Origin of the sequence: Pseudomonas thivervalensis (genome assembly GCF_001269655.1) — a bacterium.
In the GTDB taxonomy this organism is placed as follows: Bacteria; Pseudomonadota; Gammaproteobacteria; order Pseudomonadales; family Pseudomonadaceae; genus Aquipseudomonas; species Aquipseudomonas thivervalensis.
Map to the genome: position 1 here is coordinate 815,971 of NZ_LHVE01000007.1, position 19,462 is coordinate 835,432.

Below are 19,462 nucleotides of genomic sequence, written 5' to 3' on the forward strand. Positions count from 1 at the left end.
GTCAACCAGGAGATTCACGATGTCAGTCGTTCAAGGAGGCGCAGGAGAGCCGATGCCGGTCTCGCGAATCATTACGGGAGAATATGGAAGCGACCTGGGACCCGGGGCGCACTGCCGGGTCACGCGCATGGCCCTGCAGGACGGACTCGACATCGTGCGCTGGCAAAGCAAGTTCGAGCAGCCGATCGAACTGCCCCTGCAGGATGACAGCGACTGCATTCACTTCAGCTTCACCAACCTGCTCAAGGGCAAGGCCGCTTGCAGCTTCCGTGACGGTCGTCGGCAGCGCCGCTACGTGATTGACGAAGGGGCGGGCTGCATCAGCTATGGCCGTCGTCGCGATGGCCTCTATCACCAGCATGGCGAGATCGACAACATCACGGTCATGATTCGTCCCGAGGTGCTGTCACAGTGGGAGTTGAAACTCGACCCGCTGCTGAACAAGGCACTGGCCTGTGACCATTGTTTCCTTGATGGTCATCGCAGTGGCGAAATGAGCGCGACGGCGCATCTGTTGTGCAAGGCCATGGACCCGAGCCCTGACGTGCCAATGGGCCAACCCCGAAGCGGCCTGTGGCTGTATGGCCAGAGCGTGACCCTGGTCAGCCTGTTCCTGGAGGCACGCCGCAACGTGGAGTGCACCTGCCGGGTCAGCCACATCGACCGCCAACGCCTGTTGCGTGCGCGCGAACACCTGCTGGCCGACCTGGGCAAGGCGCCAAGCCTGTCGGAACTCGCGCGCGAGTCGGGCATGAGCCAGCCCAAGCTCACCCGCGGGTTCCGCCAGTTGTTCTTCAACAGTGTCTATGGCGTGTTCCAGCAAGCGCGGATGATCCAGGCCCGGAGTCGCTTGTTGAACGGCGAAGAGTCGGTGATGCGAATCGCGTCGGATCTCGGCTATGCCAATGCCAGCCACTTCGCCACCGCCTTTCGCAAGCAGTTCGGGATCAACCCTTCGATCCTCAAGCATGGCGGAAGAAACAAGCTATCGATCTAGGCCCGGTGCGCCAAACCCGACGATCGCCTTGGTCTCCAGGTATTCCTCGAGGCCGAAGACACCGTACTCACGGCCATTCCCCGAGCGTTTGTAGCCACCGAAGGGCGCCATGGGATTCCAGGCCGGGTAATTCAGGAGCACTTGCCCCGCGCGGATACGAGAAGCCACCGCGCGCGCCAGATCAAGGTCCTGTGATTGAACATGGGCGCCGAGACCATAAATCGTATCGTTGGCGATCGCGACCGCTTCATCGATGGTTTCGTAGGCAATGATGCACAGCACCGGCCCGAAGATTTCCTCCTGGGCGATCCGCATGGCGTTATCCACCTCGGAGAAAACAGTCGGGCGGGTGTAGAAACCCTTGTCAAAACCCTTCACACGTCCGAGCCCACCACACAGCAGTTTGGCCCCCTCATGCAGGCCAGCCTCGATCATGGCTTGCACGCGATTGAACTGAGCCTCATTGGCAATGGGGCCGAGTACCGTTTCCGGTGATTGCGGATCGCCGACGATGATTGCGTTGGCGGTGGCGGCCGCCAGCGCTTCGACTTCCGCCAGCCGGGCCTTGGGCACGATCATCCGAGTGGGGGCGCTGCACGACTGGCCGACGTTGCGGAACGCCGCCATCACGCCCAGCGGGACGGCTTTGGCGAAGTCGGCATCGGGCAGCAGGATATTCGGGGATTTACCACCCAATTCCTGCCCGACCCGTTTCGCCGTCGGCGCGGCCGCCTGGGCCACCAGTGCGCCTGCGCGGTTTGAGCCGGTAATCGAAATCATGTCGATATCCGGGTGTGCGGCCATCGCCGCGCCGACCCCATGACCGCTGCCGTTCACCAGGTTGAAGACGCCCGGTGGAAGGCCCGCGTCATGGACCACTTGGGCAAACAGAAGGGCGCTCAGGGGTGACAGCTCACTGGGCTTGAGCACCACCGTGCAGCCGGCCGCCAGCGCCGCGGCGACTTTTGCGGTGATTTGATAAAGCGGCCAGTTCCAGGGAGTAATGAGGCCGCAGACGCCGATAGGTTCGCGTTGGATCGCGGTGCCGTTCTCGACGGTCTGGAAACGATACGTGGACAGCAGGTCGCGGGCGACCCGAACGTGTTCGGCCGCCAGGGGGACTTGCATCGCCCGTGCAGAACCGATGGCGGCGCCCATTTCCAAGGAGATCGCCTGGGCAAACGCTTCTTTGCGCTCAAGGATCAGCTCATGGATCTTGCCCAGCACCCGCGCACGCGCAGCTGTGGAAGTGGCAGACCAATCGGCAAACGCGGCACGCGCCGCCGCGACCGCCCGATCGACATCCTCGGCAGAACCGCTGGCCACCTGTGCAACGACTTCCTCCGTTGCCGGACTGATCACCGGCAAACTGGCCGGACTGACCGGCGCCGACCAACCGCCATTGATGTAGAACAGGTGGGCGGTCTGCGGATCAACGCTGTAGCGATTCGAAGTGTGGGTAGTCATCCAGGCGGTCCTTTAAAGCAGCATGTCGAGTCTGCTCAATAAGCTAACAAAGCAACCCAGGGAAAATATGCCGTTCTTCAAGGGCGCAAAGGAGAATCTGCCGTATCTGCCGGGCTAACTTGTCATTACCCTGTGGCGAGGGCGCTTGCTCCCGCTGGGCTGCGCAACAGACCCTTTTTGTGAGCGCTTCGTACTCAGCGCCATCGCTTCGATTTCGATCAGATAACCGTGGTGCAAGGCCGGGACAGGCACCACCGCTCGCGCGGGTCGATGTTCTCCCAGGTAACGGGCGTAGATTCGATCGAAGGCAGGCCAGTGTTCGATGCCTGCGACGTAGACCGTGACCTTCAGCAGGTCGCTTGTGCTTCGGCCCGCTGCGCTGAGGATCGCCACCAGGTTATCCAGCGCGATGGAGGCTTGGACCTCAAATGGTTGGTCGACACTGTGGACGCCATTGGCGCGTATGGGCAGTTGCCCGGACACATACAGAACGCCCTGGTGCACGACCGCCTGGGAATAATGTCCACCCGGCGCTGCGGCGTCGGCCGTGTCGATCAGGTTGATCGCGCCTGCTTGATTACCAGCCATGCAAGCGACTCCAGAGCTGCACGCCGCCCTCGGCATCAACCGCGTGATAGTCCGGGAACTGCGCGCCTGTGGCACAGGCATGGTTGGGCAGGATGCGCAGGCGGCTACCGATGGGGAAACGCGCGGTGATGTCGACACCCCCGGCCGTTTCAAGCGCGACGATCCCGTGCTCCTGATTGGCTCCGGTGAGCAGCGCTCCCTCGATCCAATCACCGGTTTCGGTGCACACCTGGCCGTAACCAAAGTCTCGCTGCTGGCGCTGCGTGCCCCGGTCACGGCTCATCGCCATCCAACCGGCATCGGTGATGACCCAGCCTTTGTCTTTCTGATGACCGATGACGGTGGTCAGCACGCTCAGCGCCAGCTCGTGCGCCTGGCAGATACCGACGTTGTGCATCACCAGATCGAAGAACACATAGACGCCTGCGCGCACTTCGGTGACGCCTTCCAGGTTCAGTGCCGACAATGCCGTAGGCGTCGAGCCGATGCTGACCTCCGGGCATGGAAAACCGGCCTGGCGGATTCGCTGGGCTGCATTGACGCAGAGATTGCGTTCCTGTTCGGCCAGGGCTTGCAGCGCTTCAGGGGTGTCGAGCTCGTAGCTTGACCCGGCATGGGTCATCACACCGCGAAGCTGCATGCCTCCCTCGCTGAGTACCCGTGCGACCTCAAGCAGGGAATGGTCTTCGAGGTCCAGGCCCGACCGATGACCATCGCAGTCGATCTCGATCCAGACGTCGAAACGTTCATTGTGTCGCTGGCCGAAGGCGACGATGGCCCGGGCAGCATCAAGGCTGTCGGTGAGGAGGCTCAACTGGCAGCCTTTGCGCCGCAACTGCAGGGCCTGGGTCAGTTTGCCGGGCGCGATGGCGACGGCGTAGAAAACGTCACAGATGCCTTCGGCGAAACAGTACTGGGCTTCCTTCAAGGTAGAGACCGTAACGCCGCAGGCACCGGCGGCGAGCTGCGCCTTGATCACGGGGAGGCATTTGCTGGTTTTGACATGCGGGCGCAAACGCACGCCCAGGGCATCCATGCGTTGTTGCATACGCCGGATATTGTGCTGCATACGCGGCACATCCACGATCGCGGCGGGGGTGTCGAGGGAGGCAATAGAGGCTGACATGGTAGGGCTCTTCTGGCGAGGTACAGGGCGAACTCTACAAAAAGCTCGTGAAGCTGTGCTTCAATGCAATGTCATCAATCATTAAGCAGAATTGAATGATCTCCATCGAGGATCTGCGTCTGGCCGTGACGCTGGCGCGCTCCGAGTCGTTGAGTGCTGCCGCCAGAACCCTGAATGTCTCGCCCCCGGCGCTGTCCATGCGCCTGCGCAAGCTGGAGGTGCGGCTCGGCCTGACGTTGGCCAATCGCGATGCCCGGCGCCTGAGCCTCACCGCCGATGGCGAGCGTTTCTCCCGGGAAAGCGCGCGCTTGCTGGAGCAGTTGGAGGCGCTCCCGGAGTCCTTCAAGCAACAAGATGAACAACTGGTCGGCACGCTCAGGCTGGCGGCGCCGTTCGGCTATGGGCGGCAACGCATCGCACCGTTGCTGGCCCGTTTCGCCAAGCTGCACCCACAGTTGTGTTTGCATCTGGATTTGCGTGAAACCCCTTGGCCTGATCGTCACGACAGCGATGCAGTGATTCACATCGGTCATCTCAACGACAGCCAGTGGGTAGCCCGGCTCCTTACGCCAAACGACCGGTGGTTATGCGCAAGCCCGGTTTATCTGGAGCACCACGGCACGCCGTCGTCGCCCGAGCAACTCGCCGAGCACCGTTGCATTTGCATTCGTGAGAATGATGAAGATGTCACGTTGTGGCATCTGCGTAAGGGGCAGGGGCGTAAAACCCTGCGCATCGAGCCCGCGATGTTGAGCAACGATGGCAGCGTGGCTCGACGTTGGGCTGAGCAGGGCTTGGGGTTGGTGCTGCGTTCGCAGTGGGATGTGAGTGACGCCATTGCCGATAATCGTCTGGTTCGGGTGCTGGCGGATTGGCAATTCGACAGCGCGTCGATCAACTTGTTGGTGCCTTCACGAAAACTTCGTAGCCCGCGGGTGCAGGTTTTGGTGGCTTTTTTGGAAGAGGCGTTGAAAGGGTGATTGGCAGAGTTTGGTGTGTATATCCATTATTTAGGTAACGGATATGCACACAAAACTAAGTCTCCAAGAGCAAATACCGAAGCATCCCGCAAAGTCTGCTGAACACATCGCGCAAAACGGTGCTTTGTACCAGCAGACCTATACTTTTAACCGTTTATGCACGGTTTCATGGTGTTGTAATAACCCCATGATTCAGCGTGGCACCGATGCTCCCTGAACGGAGTAACGACTTGCCCTGGTCGCAACCCTCAGTGCAGGCCCATGCACCCGCGACCGGCTGAAGAAGACGCTTCTTAAACGCCCCGGCCCTCAATGGACATCCCTAAAATGCCAGCACCGTTAATTTCCGTAGAGACGAATTCTGAACTTCCGACACATGCTGACGTTGTCGTGATCGGCGGCGGTATTATCGGAACCTTCACGGCCTATTACCTGGCCAAGCGCGGCATGAAGGTCGCGCTGGTGGAAAAGGGGCGCGTAGGGGCAGAGCAGTCGAGTCGAAACTGGGGCTGGTGCCGCCAGCAGAATCGAGACGCTCGCGAGCTGCCACTGTCGACCAAGAGCCTGGATCTTTGGGAGCAGTTTGCAGCAGAGACCGGTGAGGACACAGGATTCAGACGATGTGGCCTGCTCTACCTGAGCAACAATGAGAAAGAGCTGGCCGGTTGGGCAAAATGGGGGGAGTTTGCCCGTACCGTCAATGTGAAAACCCACATGCTGACGGCGGAGCAGGCCGCCGAGCATGGCCGGGTGACCGGCAAACCCTGGAAAGGCGGGGTCTTTTCACCGACCGACGGTACGGCAGATCCATCCCGTGCCGCGCCGGCGGTGGCACGGGCGATCATCAAGCTGGGCGGCACGGTGCACCAGGGTTGCGCCGCACGTGGCCTTGAGACTGAAGGCGGGCGGTTATCCGCGGTCGTCACCGAAAAAGGCACCATTCGCACCAAGCTCGCAGTGCTCGCCGGTGGCGCCTGGGCGTCCTCGTTCTGCCGTCAATACGGCATTCGCTTTCCCCAGGCGTCCATTCGCCAGACGATCCTGTCGGTTTCCAAGGGCGCCAAAGAGATACCGGATGCACTCCACACGGATGAAGTCTCCATGACCCGTCGCGCGGATGGAGGAATCACGTTGGCCATCAGTGGCCGAGGGCGCGTGGACCCGACCTTGCAACTGCTGCGTTTCGCCCCGCAGTTCCTGCCGATGTTCCAGCGCCGGTGGCGCAAGCTGGCGCCGGGTGGCCTGGAGGGTTTCCAGTCGGGACACGAAGGCTTGGGCCGCTGGCGGTTGGACCAGCCGACGCCGATGGAGCGCATGCGAATTCTGGATCCTAAGGCAGACGCCTCGACGGTTGAGTTGACTTACAAGCGCGCGGTAGACCTGATCCCAATGCTGAAAACGTCGTCTGTCACCGCAGCCTGGGCAGGTTATGTGGACAGCACGCCTGACGGCGTCCCGGGCATCGGCGAGATGGCGAACCTGCCTGGCCTGGTGCTGGCGGCGGGGTTCAGCGGTCACGGCTTTGGTATCGGCCCGGGTGCGGGCCACTTGATCGCCGACATTGTCACTGACATGACCCCACTGGTCGATCCGCGCCCCTATCACCCGGACCGTTTCCAATCTTCGGCTTGGGGCAAGGTCGCGGAGTTCTGAGGGCACTGGAAACTCACCCGCCAAACAATGAACGGGCGCATTCTCAGAGGATGCGCCCGTTTTCGTTTGCGGGCGTAGATTCTGCCGCAGGCGGGGTTTCCAGTGGTTTTCTGCGCACCATAAATGTCCGCAAATGCCTTGAAAACGGCGCAAATGCCCGCCCTTGGCGCATCCCGCACAGTCTGCTGAGCAGGCCCCGAAAAACGGTGGTTTGTGCCAAGCGACCTATACTTTTAACCGTTTATGCACGGTCTCATGATGCTGTAATAAATCCGTGATGCAGCGTTGCACCCAGGCCTTTAGAACGGCGCAACTGCTTGCCCCTCATGACCTCAACCATCACTCAGGACTGCACTCATGAGCTTCCTTCGCCCCAAGTTCATTACCTTTGACTGCTACGGCACGTTGACCAATTTTCAGATGGGGACCATGACGCGCGAGCTGTTCGCCGATCGGGTCCCTGCCGAGCAGATGGACCAGTTCGTCAAGGATTTCTCGGCCTACCGCCTGGACCAGGTGATGGGTGACTGGCGGCCGTATGATGAAATCCTCAAGACTGCCTTGGCCCGGGTCTGCAAGCGTTGGGGGGTCGAGTACAAAGGCGAAGGCCAGCGCTACTACGATGCCGTACCGACCTGGGGTCCGCATGCCGACGTCCCGGCCGGCCTGTCGAAAATCGCCGACAAGATCCCCCTGGTGATTTTCTCCAACGCGATGGACGAGCAGATCATGTCCAACGTCGACAAGCTCGGCGCGCCTTTCCATAAAGTCTTCACGGCTCAACAAGCCCAAGCCTACAAACCACGCCTGGCCGCCTTCGAGTTCATGCTCGATAACCTCAACTGCGGGCCCGAGGATGTCCTGCACGTGTCCTCGAGTTTCCGTTATGACTTGATGCCGGCCGACGACATGAAGATCAAAAACAAAGCGTTCGTGGCCCGTGGTCATGAGCAGCCTGGAAACGCCTGCTACAGCTACCACCAGATCCCGGACATCGGCGGATTGGCCGGTTTGGTCGGTCTCTGAGTCTCCCGGCACTCTTCAAGGCATAAGGGGTTAGACATGGGCAGTGAGTCTTACTGGCTCGATACCGCACCGGCATTTACCGGTGCCCAGCTCGGTGCGTTGCCCGGGCAGGTCGATGTGGCCATCGTCGGGGGTGGTTTCACTGGCCTGGCCGCGGCGCGCGCCCTGGCCTTGAAGGGCGCCAATGTGGTGGTGCTGGAAGGCGGGCGGATCATTGGCGAAGCGTCGGGACGCAATGGCGGCCAGTGCAATACCGGCGTTGCCCAGGACTACGCGGCACTGAGTGCCAGCCTCGGTGCCGATAAAGCGCGCGCCTATTACCAGGCCTATGAAAGCGCCGTGCAGAGCGTCGTCTCGTTGGTGGAGCAGGAACAGATTGCCTGCAACCTCAAGCGCAATGGCAAGCTCAAGCTGGCCGCCAAGCCCATGCATTACGAAGGTTTGGCGCGCACTTGCGAACTGATTCGGCGGGAGGTCGATGCCGAGGTCGAGTTGCTGTCTGCGCAAGAGACCCGCGCTGAAGTCAACTCGGCCCAGTTCCATGGTGGCTTGCTGCAGCGCAACGGCGTGCAGATGCATGTCGGGCGCTTCGGGGTCGGATTGGCCGAAGCCGCGGCCCGTCACGGCGCATTGATTTTCCAGGGTGTGTCCGTCACGGATTGGAAAGCCAGTGGCGGTGGTTATCGGGTCAATACCACCAAGGGTTCGCTCCAGGCCACGCAAATCCTGCTGGCCACCGGCACCTGTCAGCAGGGTGGGTTGGGCTGGTATCGGCGGCGGATCGTGCCGGTGGGCAGTTTCGTGATTGCCACCGAGGTGTTGCCGCAGGCGCTGATCGACAGTTTGCTGCCGGCACATCGCTCCTATGTCACCAGCCGCATGATCGGCAACTATTTTCGCCTGACGCCGGACAACCGCTTGCTGTTTGGCGGGCGGGCGCGGTTTGCGATGTCTGACAGCGTGTCCGATGCCAAGAGCGGCAAAGTCCTGCACGCAGCGATGGTGCAGATGTTCCCGCAGTTGGCTCACGTGAAGGTCGATTACTGCTGGGGTGGACTGGTGGACATGACCTCCGATCGGCTGCCCCGGGCCGGCCAGCACGGCGGCATTTATCACTCCATGGGCTACAGCGGCCATGGCGTGCAGATGTCGGTGCACATGGGGCAGGTCATGGCTGACGTCATGGCCGGCAAGGTCGAGGCCAACCCTTGGCGCGAACTCGACTGGCCAGCCATCCCCGGACATTTTGGCAAGCCCTGGTTCCTGCCTCTGGTAGGTGCGTATTACCGCCTTCAAGACTATTTGCACTGAGTTGCAAGGGACGCTTCACGTTTCAACACATTGCGTTAATCGCGAGCCATCGAGCCTTATCACTTCCGAAAGGTAGAACTGACATGACTGACAAAAAAAACAGTATCGACACCCAGCTGATAACAGGTACGGAAAGTCTGCGCGTTTTCGAAGGGCTCAATCGCGGCATGTCACGCCGCAATGCATTGCAGATGCTGGGGTTGGCCGGGGTGGCCGTGGCGGGCGCGGGCAGCCTGTTCGGCGCTGCTGGCAAGTTGTTCGCCGATGAGGAGGCAAGCGCTGGCAAAGGCAAGCCGGGTGGTCGTATCCGTGTCGCAGGCTCGACCAGTTCCACCGCCGACACCCTGGACCCGGCCAAAGGTTCATCGTCTACCGACTATGTGCGCCATTACATGTTCTATAACGGGCTGACGCGCTTCGACAGCCACATGGTGCCGCAACTGGAACTGGCCGAGCGTATCGAAACCACCGATGCCACGCTCTGGGTGATCAGCCTGCGCAAGGAAGTGACCTTCCACAATGGCAAGGCATTGACCGCCGCCGACGTGGTGTTTTCGCTGTTGCGGCACAAGGACCCGATCACCGGCTCCAAGGTCTTGCCGCTGGCGTCGCAGTTCGCCGACGTCAAAGCCGTCGGCACTCATGAAGTGCAGATACAGTTGAGCGGCCCCAACGCTGAACTGCCATCGGTGCTTGCCGTTTCGCACATGCTGATCGTCCCCGAAGGCACCAGCGATTTCAGCCAGGGCATCGGTACCGGTCCGTTCAAGGTCAAGGAGTTCAAGCCCGGAGTGCGTTCCGTTGGTGTGCGCAACACCAATTACTGGAAGCCCGGCTTGCCGTACCTGGACGAGATCGAATTCATCGGCATTGCCGACGAATCGTCACGGATCAATGCCCTGTTGTCGGGCGATGTGCACATCGTCAACGAGGTCAACCCACGCTCGACGGCTCGCATCAAGGACAGCGCCAAGCATCGGGTCATTGATTCACCGTCGGGTAACTACACTGACTTGATCATTCGTCAGGACCAGATGCCCGGAAAAAGCCCGGAGTTCACCCAGGCCATGAAGTTGCTGCTGGACCGGGAGCAGATCAAGTCAGCGATTTTCCGTGGCTACGCCAGGGTCGGCAACGACCATCCGATCGCACCCGGGGCGCGCTTCCACAACGCCGAGTTGCCGCAACGGGCCTACGATCCGGAACAGGCCAAGTTCCTGCTCAAGAAGGCCGGCATGGCAGACATCAGCATGCCGATGATGTGCTCGCCAGCGGCGACCGGTTCGGTGGACATCGCGGTGTTGCTGCAGCAGTCCGCCAAAGAGGCCGGGCTCAAGCTCAACGTCAACCGCTTGCCGAGCGATGGCTACTGGTCCAACCACTGGGCCAAGCACCCACTGAGCTTTGGCAACATCAACCCACGACCGAATGCCGATATGTTGTTCTCGCAGTTCTTCCAGTCGAGCGCACCGTGGAATGAATCCGGTTGGAAAAACGAACAGTTCGACCAGCTGTTGATACAGGCTCGCGGTGAAACCGACGAGGCCAAGCGCGGCAAGATGTACGGCGACATGCAAGTGCTGGTGCACGAGCACTGCGGTATTGGCGTACCGGTGTTCATCAGCAACATCGATGGCGCCGATCAGCGCGTCAAAGGCTATGGCGCCAACCCCCTGGGCGGTTTCATGGGCTACATGTTTGCCGAGCAAGTCTGGCTGGACGCCTGATGAGCGTCGGGTCTGGGCCATATTGCATGAGGGTCGGATGATGAATAGCAACACACTCTGGTTGATCGGCCGCCGCCTGGGGGCGGCGGTCGTGACCTTGTTGATTGTCTCCATGGTGGTGTTCGCCATCACGGCGGTGCTGCCGGGGGACGCGGCGCAACAGGCCCTGGGGCAGTTCGCCACGCCGGAACAAGTGGCGGCCCTGCGGATGAAAATGGGTTTGGACCAGCCCGGTGTGTTGCGCTACCTGCACTGGCTGACAAGCCTGCTCAGCGGTGACATGGGCATGTCGATGTCCAACGCCATGCCGGTCATCGATCTGATGGCCGGCCGGGTCCCCAACACGTTGATGCTGGCGGCTGCCACGGCGTTGGTGTCGGTGCCTGTGGCGTTGACCCTGGGTATCGGTTCGGCGATGGGCCGAGGCGGGCGCATCGACAGCTTCCTGAGCTTCTTCACCTTGACCATGGTGGCGGTGCCGGAATTCCTGGTTGCCACCTTGGCGGTGCTGATCTTCGCGGTGAACCTGGGCTGGCTGTCGGCGCTGTCCTACGCCAGTGACATCACCTCACCCTGGCAATTCATGCGCACCTACGCGTTGCCGGTGATGACGCTGTGCTGCGTGATTGTCGCGCAAATGTCGCGCATGACCCGGGCGGCGGTGATCGATCAACTCGACAGCCCTTACGTGGAAATGGCCCGGCTCAAGGGTGTAAGCAATATCCGGATCGTGCTTCGGCATGCCTTGCCCAATGCCATTGGTCCCATCGCCAATGCCATCGCCCTGAGCCTGTCCTACCTGTTGGGTGGGGTGGTGATCGTGGAAACGATCTTCAACTACCCCGGCATCGCCAGCCTGATGGTCGATGCCGTGACCAACCGCGACATGGCCCTGGTGCAAGCCTGCACCATGTTGTTTTGTACGGCGTACCTGGGGTTGGTGTTGATTGCCGACCTGTGCGCGATTCTTTCCAATCCGAGGCTGAGAAACCAATGAACAACCTCATTGTGAAGTCCCCGACGGCGGCCGTTGCGCTGGGGCTGGGCAAAGACGCCCACGCCAAGTCCTGGCTTGGCCTGGTCGGCGCCGCGATGTGTGTGATCTGGTTGCTGGTGGCCATCTTCGGCCCGTGGCTGGCGCCGCATCCGGTGGGGGAGGTGGTCTCTGACAACGTCTTCGACAGCCTCAGCGCGACGTACCCGTTCGGCACCGATTACCTGGGCCGCGACATGCTCAGCCGGATCCTTGTCGGCGCACGCTTTACCGTCGGCCTGGCGTTGGTGGCCGCGGTACTGTCCAGCACCCTGGGAACCAGTCTGGCACTGTTGTCGGTGGTGTCGCCAAAATGGCTGGATGAACTGATCAGTCGCCTGATGGACGCGTTCATCTCGATCCCCAGCAAGATGCTGGCACTGATCATGGTCTCGGCCTTCGGCTCTTCGGTCACCTTGCTGATCTGCACGGCGGTGTTGAGCTACACCCCCGGCGCTTTCCGCATCGCCCGCAGCATGGCGGTGAACATCGAAGCGCTGGAGTACGTGCAAGTGGCCCGTACCCGTGGCGAGCGCCGGCTGTACATCGCTTGCGTGGAAATCCTGCCGAACATTCTCAACCCGGTACTGGCGGACCTGGGCCTGCGCTTTGGTTTTATCGTGCTGCTGCTCAGTGGCATGAGTTTCCTGGGGCTGGGCGTGCAACCGCCGGATGCCGACCTGGGTTCGCTGGTGCGCGAGAACATCGGCGGCCTCAATCAAGGGGCGCCGGCCATCGTGATTCCGGCGCTGGCCATCGGCACCCTGACCATCGGCGTGAATCTGTTCATCGACCGGTTGTCGTCGCGACGTAGCCGACGTTCGGGAGGTCATTGAAATGAGCGAATTGATTCGAGTACAAGGCCTGCGCGTGGTCGCCTGTGGCGAGCGCGATGAAGTGGACATCGTCAAGGGTGTGAGCTTTTCCCTGCAAAAGGGTGAAGTGTTGGCATTGATCGGCGAGTCCGGTTCTGGCAAGACCACCATTGCCCTGGCGCTGCTCGGTTATGCCCGGCGCGGGTGTCGGCTGGCCGGCGGTGTGGTGCAGATCGGCGAGCATGACATGTTGGCGCTGAGCGAAAGCCAGTTGCAGACGTTGCGCGGCAACCGGGTGTCCTATATCGCCCAGAGCGCCGCCGCGGCGTTCAACCCAGCGAAAAAACTGATCGACCAAGTGGTGGAGGGCGCGCTGATTCATGACCTGGGTAGCCGGGCCGTGCTTGAGGCCAAGGCCATCGAGTTGTTCCGCGACCTGGCCCTGCCAGACCCAGAACGCATCGGCCAGCGCTACCCACATCAGGTGTCCGGCGGGCAATTGCAACGGGTGATGGCGGCCATGGCGCTGATCAGTGATCCGTTGCTGGTGGTGCTCGACGAGCCGACCACGGCCCTGGACGTGACGACCCAGATCGATGTGCTGCGGGCTTTCAAACGGGTGGTCCGGGAACGGGGTGCAACAGCTGTCTATGTGTCCCACGACCTTGCGGTGGTGGCGCAGATGGCGGACCAGATCGTGGTGCTCAACGGTGGCGAAATTTTCGAACACAGCGCCACGGCACCGTTGCTCAAGGGCCCGGCCCACGAGTACACCCGCAGTCTGTTGGCGGCGGCGCGGCCGGACACGACGATCCGTCCACCGAGCGACATCGCCCAAGACACGCCATTGCTGACTATCCAAGGGCTGACCGCCGGCTATGGCAACAAAAATGCCCAGGGCATGCCAGCGATTCGGGTGTTGGAAGACATTGACCTGACGGTTCGTCGAGGCCAGGCCATCGGCGTCATCGGTGAGTCGGGTTCTGGCAAATCAACCCTGGCCCGGGTCGTGGCCGGATTGTTGGTGCCAGCCCTTGGCGGGTTGACCTTCGATGGCGAACCCCTGGGCGGCAGCCTGTCGTCACGCACGAATGAGCAATTCCGACGCATTCAAATGGTCTTTCAGAACGCCGACACTGCCCTCAACCCGATGCACAGCATCAGCACGATCCTGAGTCGTCCGCTGAAGATGTATTTCGGCCTCAAGGGCGCGGCGTTGCGCGAGCGTATCGGCGAATTGCTGGACCTGGTGCGTTTGCCGCGCACGATGGCGGACCGGCGGCCGAACGAACTGTCCGGCGGCCAGAAGCAACGGGTCAACCTGGCCCGCGCCTTGGCGGCCAAGCCTGACCTTATCCTGTGCGATGAGGTGACTTCGGCACTGGATACGGTGGTCGGCGCGGCGATTCTCGAACTGCTGCGCGATCTGCGCCAGCAACTGGGGGTGTCCTACCTGTTCATCAGCCACGACATCTCCACCGTGCGCGCCTTGTGCGACGACATCGTGGTGATGTACAGCGGCCACAAAGTCCAGGCCGGCACCCGCCAGGCCTATGCCGAGGCGCCGTTCCATCCGTATACCGACCTGTTGATCCATTCCGTACCGGAACTGCGCCAGGGCTGGCTGGAAACCTGCGGGGCGACGACTTGCCAGACGCTGCCGCCCATGGGCCCAAAAGCCAACGTGCCCGGGCTGTGCACCTTCCTCAGTCGCTGCCCGGTGCGGGTCGACGGCTTGTGCAACTGCGTCGCGCCGGAGCGACGGATGATTGTTGGTGGCAGTGAAATCCTCTGCCACCACGACAGTGCCGAGTTGCTGAAAACCCAGCAGTCCAACAACCTGACCGTGGCGGCGTATGCATGAAACCCCGTGTATTGGAGATTCTCAAACGACTGATGGCCTTCGATACCGTCTCCTCGGAATCGAACATGGCCTTGATCGAGTACGTGCGCGATCTGCTGCTGACCCAGGGCATCGAGTCACTGATCGTCCGGGATGAAAGCGGCAAGAAAGCCAACCTGTTTGCCAGCACCGGGCCACGGGACGTGCCGGGAATCCTGCTGTCCGGGCATACCGACGTGGTGCCGGCGGCGGGGCAGGCCTGGACCTTCCCGGCGTTTGAGGCGACGATGCAGGGCGGGCGAATTTATGGGCGCGGCAGTTGCGACATGAAGGGATTTATCGCGCTGGCTGTCGACGCGATGCTCGATGCCACCGAGCGGCCGTTGAGCCGACCGTTGCAACTGGCGCTGTCCCATGATGAAGAGATCGGCTGCGTGGGGGTGCGTCGCTTGCTCGATGTGCTGCACCTGGCGCCGGTTCGGCCGTTCCTGTGCGTCATCGGCGAGCCGACCAACATGCAGTTCGTGCTCGGGCACAAGGGCAAGGGTTCTTACCGCACTTACTGTCGCGGTCTGGAGGCCCATTCCTCTCTCGCACCGCGTTCGGTCAATGCGATTCACGTGGCCTGCGATTTCATCGCCGCGCTGCGCCAGAGCCAGCAGCAGTTGCAAGAGCAAGGGGCACGGGATACCGATTACGATGTGCCCTACAGCACCGTGCATGTCGGCCAGATTGTCGGCGGCAAGGCACTGAACATCGTGCCCAACCTGTGCACCCTGGATTTCGAAGTGCGTAACCTGCCGGCGGACGACCTGGACGGGTTCCTGGAACAGATGCGCGAGCGGGCCGAACTGATCGTGCGTGAAGCCAAGAAGCTCTCCAGCGTGGCCGCCATCGAAATCGAGACGTTGAATGTCTACCCGGGCCTCGACACCCACCCGAGCGTCGAAGCGGTGCATTTCCTGAAAAACTTTGCCGCTCCGGATACCGGCACCGCCAAAGTCTCGTTCGGCACCGAGGGCGGCTTGTTCAAGCAACGCCTGGACGTGCCGGTGGTGGTCTGCGGTCCAGGCTCGATAGAACAGGCACACAAGCCTGATGAGTTCATCGAGATCAGCCAGATGGACGCTGGCGAGCGTTTTCTGCAGGGGCTATTGGGCTCAATGCGCAGTTAGTCGTGCCACGGTAAAGCCTGCCGTCGAAGACTGATTTTCAGCATTCACGGCTGTAGGGCCGGCGTTTTCAGCATCCTCATCCATGGCGACTCAATAGACTGGAGACTGTCTCAGAACAGGACTCCACGCCATGCTCAAGAATCGCCTGAAAGACCCCAGCCTGCTGGTAGAACTCGCTTACATCGATGGTCAGTGGGTCGGTGCCGACAACGCCGCGACCCTGGACGTCATCAACCCATCCACCGGCGAAATGCTCGCCAGGGTGCCCGCGATACAAGGCAACGAAACCCGGCGCGCCGTCGAGGCCGCCGACCGTGCCTGGCCGGCCTGGCGCGCACGTCCGGCGGCAGAACGGGCGGCATTGCTGGACCGCTGGTATCAGGCCATGATCGACAACCTCGACGACTTGGCGTTGATTCTGACCTGCGAACAGGGCAAGCCACTGACGGAAGCCCAGGGCGAGATTCGCTACGGTGCCAGTTTCGTCAAATGGTTCGCGGAAGAGGCCCGACGGGTCTATGGCGAAACCATCCAGGCCCCCAGCGGTGATCGCCGCTTGCTGACCCTCAAGCAACCGGTCGGTGTCTGCGCTGCGATCACCCCGTGGAACTTCCCCAACGCGATGATCACCCGCAAATGCGCGCCAGCACTGGCTGCCGGCTGCACGATCGTGGTCAAGCCCTCGGACCTGACCCCGCTGTCGGCCCTGGCCCTGGCCGTGCTGGCCGAGCGGGTCGGCATTCCGGCCGGGGTGTTCAACGTCGTCACCGGCATGCCTGCCGGCATCGGTGAAGAGCTGACCGGCAACCCGACGGTGCGCAAGCTGTCCTTCACCGGTTCCACCGCCATCGGTCGGCTGCTGATGCGCCAGAGCTCGGAGCACATCAAGCGCTTGAGCCTGGAACTGGGCGGTAACGCGCCATTCATCGTGTTCGACGACGCGGATCTGGAGCAAGCGGTGACTGGCATCATGCTCAGTAAATTCCGCAACGCCGGGCAGACCTGCGTCTGCGCCAACCGGATTCTGGTGCAAGACGGGATCTACGAGCGCTTCGCCCAGCGCCTGGTGGAGGAGGTGGGCAAACTCAAGGTCGGCGATGGCCAGGAGAACGGCGTAAACATCGGCCCACTGATCAACGCGGCGGCGGTCAGCAAGGTCGCTCGACACATCGACGAGGCATTGAGCCAGGGCGCTCGTCTACTCTGTGGTGAGATTCCCAACGGCGACAGCCAGTTCGTCCAGCCGACAGTGCTCGGTGACGCCCATGCCGGGATGCTGCTGGCCAACGAAGAAACCTTCGGGCCGGTCGCGCCATTGATGCGTTTCACCACTGAAGAAGAAGCGCTGGCCCTGGCCAATGCAACGCCTTATGGCTTGGCCGCTTATTTCTTCACCCAGGACCTGCGCCGCTCATGGCGGTTCGGCGAGGCGCTGGAGTTCGGCATGATCGGTCTCAATACCGGGCTCATTTCCATGGACGTCGCCCCCTTTGGCGGGATCAAACAATCTGGTCTGGGGCGTGAAGGCAGCAAGTATGGCCTGGATGAATTCCTTGAAGTCAAAGCCTTCCATATGGGTGGGCTGTGATCCGGTCCGCGTTTGAAGAGAGGAGGTACTGTTGATGAGCAAACCATTCAGAATCGCCGCGATTGCGGGTGACGGTATTGGCAAGGAAGTCTTGCCGGAAGGCCTGCGAGTATTGGAGCAGGCCGCGAAGAAATGGCAATTGGACTTGAGCATCGAGGTGCTCGACTGGGCCAACTGTGATTATTACCTGGAGCATGGGCAGATGATGCCCAGCGACTGGTTTGAACAACTCAAGGGCTTCGACGCCATCTACTTTGGCGCCGTGGGCTGGCCAGACAAGGTGCCGGATCACATTTCCCTGTGGGGTTCGCTGCTGAAGTTTCGCCGGGACTTCGACCAGTACGTGAACATCCGTCCGGTGCGGCTGTTTCCCGGCGTGCCGTGCCCGTTGGCTGGGCGCGAAGCCGGGGACATCGATTTCGTGGTGATCCGCGAGAACACCGAAGGCGAGTATTCCTCGATCGGCGGCAAGATGTTCGAAGGCACCGAACAGGAGTTTGTGCTGCAGGAGTCGGTGTTCACTCGCCGCGGCGTGGACCGGATCCTCAAGTTCGCCTTCGACCTGGCGCAGACCCGGCCGCGCAAGCGTCTGACCGCGGCGACCAAGTCCAACGGTATCTCCATCAGCATGCCGTACTGGGACGAACGCACGGCGCTCATGGCGCAGCAGTACCCGGACGTCACCTGGGACAAGCAGCACATCGATATCCTGTGTGCGCGCTTCGTGCTCCAGCCTGATCGTTTCGATGTGGTGGTGGCGTCGAATCTGTTTGGCGACATCCTGTCCGACCTGGGACCTGCCTGCACCGGCACTATCGGCATCGCGCCTTCGGCCAACCTCGACCCGGAGCGACGCTTTCCTTCGCTGTTTGAACCGGTTCATGGTTCGGCGCCGGATATCTATGGGCGGAACATTGCCAACCCGATTGCGATGATCTGGTCTGGTGCCTTGATGTTGGATTTCCTGGGCGATGGCGATGAGCGTTATCGTGCGGCTCACGATGGGATTCTCAGGGCTATCGAGCGGGTCATTGCCGAGGGGCCGATTACGCCTGATTTGGGTGGGCAGGGTTCTACTCAGGATGTTGGTACGGCTATTGCGATGGCGCTTTGATCGGAGGCGTCATTCGGCGCCTCGCCTAGGCTCGGTGTACCCGAGCGAGGCGCCGAGCCCTATAGCCGTGCTGATTCTCACGTTTGTACGCCGATCCAATTGTGGGAGCGAGCCTGCTCGCGATGGGGCCATCAAGCCCAACATCCAGGTGATTGAACCACCGCTATCGCGAGCAAGCTCGCTCCCACATTTTAATCTTCAGTGAACACAAGATTTATATCCAACTCAGCCCCCTGTGGGAGCGAGCTTGCTCGCGATGGGGCCAGCAAGCCCGACATCCAGGTGAGTGAGCCATCAGACATCACTTACAGACATAAAACTTGCGCACATAGACACCGCTCTTCCAGGCGCAAGGAGCCCCCTTAGCCACAAACACCGTATCGCCAGTATTCACCGCCAGGCCCGTCCCATCCGCGAGCTGGAGCACGACGCTGCCCTCGAGCAAATGCATCAGTTCATGCATCGTATGTGGCCGCGCCTTGCGGATATAAGGTGTCGAATCCCAGATGCCGATGCGCAGGTTGGTCGCGTCCTCGACGAACAAATTGTTCGAGCGACATTGCGGTGTCGGGCTCAGCAAAAAGTCCTCAGGCGGTGGCGTCGAAGGAGAGAGCAGTGTATGCGGCGGAAGCGCGGTCAACCCAATGTTGCCGGTTTCAACAGGCTGGATATCGGCACAGAATGCCCAGAGCGAACCCGGTTGCGCCTCAATCCGAACCGATGTCCCGCGGGCAATCACGGCGCTGCCACCCGGGTTGAGTTCGAGCGATTGATCCTGGCTGTGCAGGGTGACGCGTCCCGCGTGGACCACAATCGTTTCGCTGTAGGGGTATGCATCGACGTTGAATTGCCCGCTCGCCTGGACAACGCCAGCAGCAATATCATCGGTCCCGACATAAGCAATCTGCCGGTCGAAAGGATCGTTGGCGCTCAATGAGCCGCGGGTGAATGCCGTGGACGCGGGAGTGCCGTTGGCATGGGCCAACAGCACGGCAGTGGGTTCTAGCATGGGGGCGTTT

16 protein-coding genes are annotated in these 19,462 nt (G+C 61.3%); 12 read left to right on the forward strand and 4 right to left on the reverse strand.

All coding sequences use genetic code 11. The features are described 5' to 3' along the window. Positions 1-19: 19 nt before the first annotated feature. Positions 20-997: a helix-turn-helix transcriptional regulator gene (locus AD659_RS11310; protein ID WP_063680194.1), complete on the forward strand. Its 978-nt coding sequence runs from the start codon at positions 20-22 to the stop codon at positions 995-997. On the opposite strand, the gene AD659_RS11315 is transcribed toward AD659_RS11310, so the two are convergent. The 3 genes from AD659_RS11315 to AD659_RS11325 form a co-directional block, all read right to left on the reverse strand. After that, positions 986-2,464, reverse strand: coding sequence for an aldehyde dehydrogenase family protein (locus AD659_RS11315; RefSeq protein WP_053121177.1), 1,479 nt, complete (start codon positions 2,462-2,464; stop codon positions 986-988). The genes AD659_RS11310 and AD659_RS11315 overlap by 12 nt on opposite strands. 114 nt (positions 2,465-2,578) lie before the next feature. After that, positions 2,579-3,052, reverse strand: coding sequence for a RidA family protein (locus AD659_RS11320; protein WP_053121179.1), 474 nt, complete (start codon positions 3,050-3,052; stop codon positions 2,579-2,581). Then, entirely contained in the window at positions 3,042-4,178 is a 1,137-nt protein-coding gene (locus AD659_RS11325; RefSeq protein WP_053121181.1) for a DSD1 family PLP-dependent enzyme, read from the reverse strand. The genes AD659_RS11320 and AD659_RS11325 overlap by 11 nt, the downstream gene beginning before the upstream one ends. Before the next feature lie 95 nt (positions 4,179-4,273). Here AD659_RS11325 and AD659_RS11330 point away from each other — a divergent pair, with 95 nt between their 5' ends. The 11 genes from AD659_RS11330 (at position 4,274) to AD659_RS11380 (ending at position 18,443) form a co-directional block, all read left to right on the forward strand. Further along, a complete protein-coding gene (locus tag AD659_RS11330; protein ID WP_053121183.1) occupies positions 4,274-5,158 on the forward strand; it encodes a LysR family transcriptional regulator in 885 nt (294 codons plus the stop codon). A 327-nt stretch (positions 5,159-5,485) separates the two neighbouring features. Beyond that, positions 5,486-6,811 carry an NAD(P)/FAD-dependent oxidoreductase gene (locus tag AD659_RS11335; protein WP_053121185.1) on the forward strand — a complete coding sequence of 442 codons (1,326 nt, stop codon included), beginning with the start codon at positions 5,486-5,488 and terminating at the stop codon, positions 6,809-6,811. A 357-nt stretch (positions 6,812-7,168) separates the two neighbouring features. Then, on the forward strand, positions 7,169-7,837 hold the full coding sequence (locus tag AD659_RS11340; protein WP_053121188.1) for a haloacid dehalogenase type II: 669 nt from the start codon (positions 7,169-7,171) through the stop codon (positions 7,835-7,837). 36 nt (positions 7,838-7,873) lie between these two features. Further along, entirely contained in the window at positions 7,874-9,148 is a 1,275-nt protein-coding gene (locus AD659_RS11345) for an NAD(P)/FAD-dependent oxidoreductase (RefSeq protein WP_053121190.1), read from the forward strand. Between the two features lie 83 nt (positions 9,149-9,231). Further along, positions 9,232-10,875 carry an ABC transporter substrate-binding protein gene (locus AD659_RS11350; protein WP_053121193.1) on the forward strand — a complete coding sequence of 548 codons (1,644 nt, stop codon included), beginning with the start codon at positions 9,232-9,234 and terminating at the stop codon, positions 10,873-10,875. Positions 10,876-10,915: 40 nt separating this feature from the next. After that, positions 10,916-11,872 (forward strand): ABC transporter permease, encoded by a 957-nt coding sequence (locus tag AD659_RS11355; RefSeq protein ID WP_053121373.1) that lies wholly within the window; start codon positions 10,916-10,918, stop codon positions 11,870-11,872. After that, the gene (locus AD659_RS11360) at positions 11,869-12,744 is read left to right on the forward strand and encodes an ABC transporter permease (RefSeq protein ID WP_053121195.1); all 876 of its coding nucleotides are present in this window, start codon (positions 11,869-11,871) and stop codon (positions 12,742-12,744) included. Before AD659_RS11355 ends, AD659_RS11360 begins: the two co-directional genes overlap by 4 nt. A gap of 1 nt (position 12,745) precedes the next feature. Further along, the gene (locus AD659_RS11365) at positions 12,746-14,587 is read left to right on the forward strand and encodes an ABC transporter ATP-binding protein (RefSeq protein ID WP_053121197.1); all 1,842 of its coding nucleotides are present in this window, start codon (positions 12,746-12,748) and stop codon (positions 14,585-14,587) included. Next, a complete protein-coding gene (gene argE, locus AD659_RS11370; protein WP_053121200.1) occupies positions 14,584-15,741 on the forward strand; it encodes an acetylornithine deacetylase in 1,158 nt (385 codons plus the stop codon). The genes AD659_RS11365 and argE overlap by 4 nt, the downstream gene beginning before the upstream one ends. A gap of 130 nt (positions 15,742-15,871) precedes the next feature. After that, the gene (locus AD659_RS11375; RefSeq protein WP_053121202.1) at positions 15,872-17,329 is read left to right on the forward strand and encodes an NAD-dependent succinate-semialdehyde dehydrogenase; all 1,458 of its coding nucleotides are present in this window, start codon (positions 15,872-15,874) and stop codon (positions 17,327-17,329) included. 34 nt (positions 17,330-17,363) lie between these two features. After that, positions 17,364-18,443 carry a tartrate dehydrogenase gene (locus AD659_RS11380; RefSeq protein ID WP_053121204.1) on the forward strand — a complete coding sequence of 360 codons (1,080 nt, stop codon included), beginning with the start codon at positions 17,364-17,366 and terminating at the stop codon, positions 18,441-18,443. A gap of 301 nt (positions 18,444-18,744) precedes the next feature. Here AD659_RS11380 and AD659_RS11385 read toward each other — a convergent pair whose 3' ends face one another. Continuing rightward, positions 18,745-19,452: a cupin domain-containing protein gene (locus tag AD659_RS11385; protein ID WP_053121207.1), complete on the reverse strand. Its 708-nt coding sequence runs from the start codon at positions 19,450-19,452 to the stop codon at positions 18,745-18,747. Between the last annotated feature and the right edge of the window lie 10 nt (positions 19,453-19,462).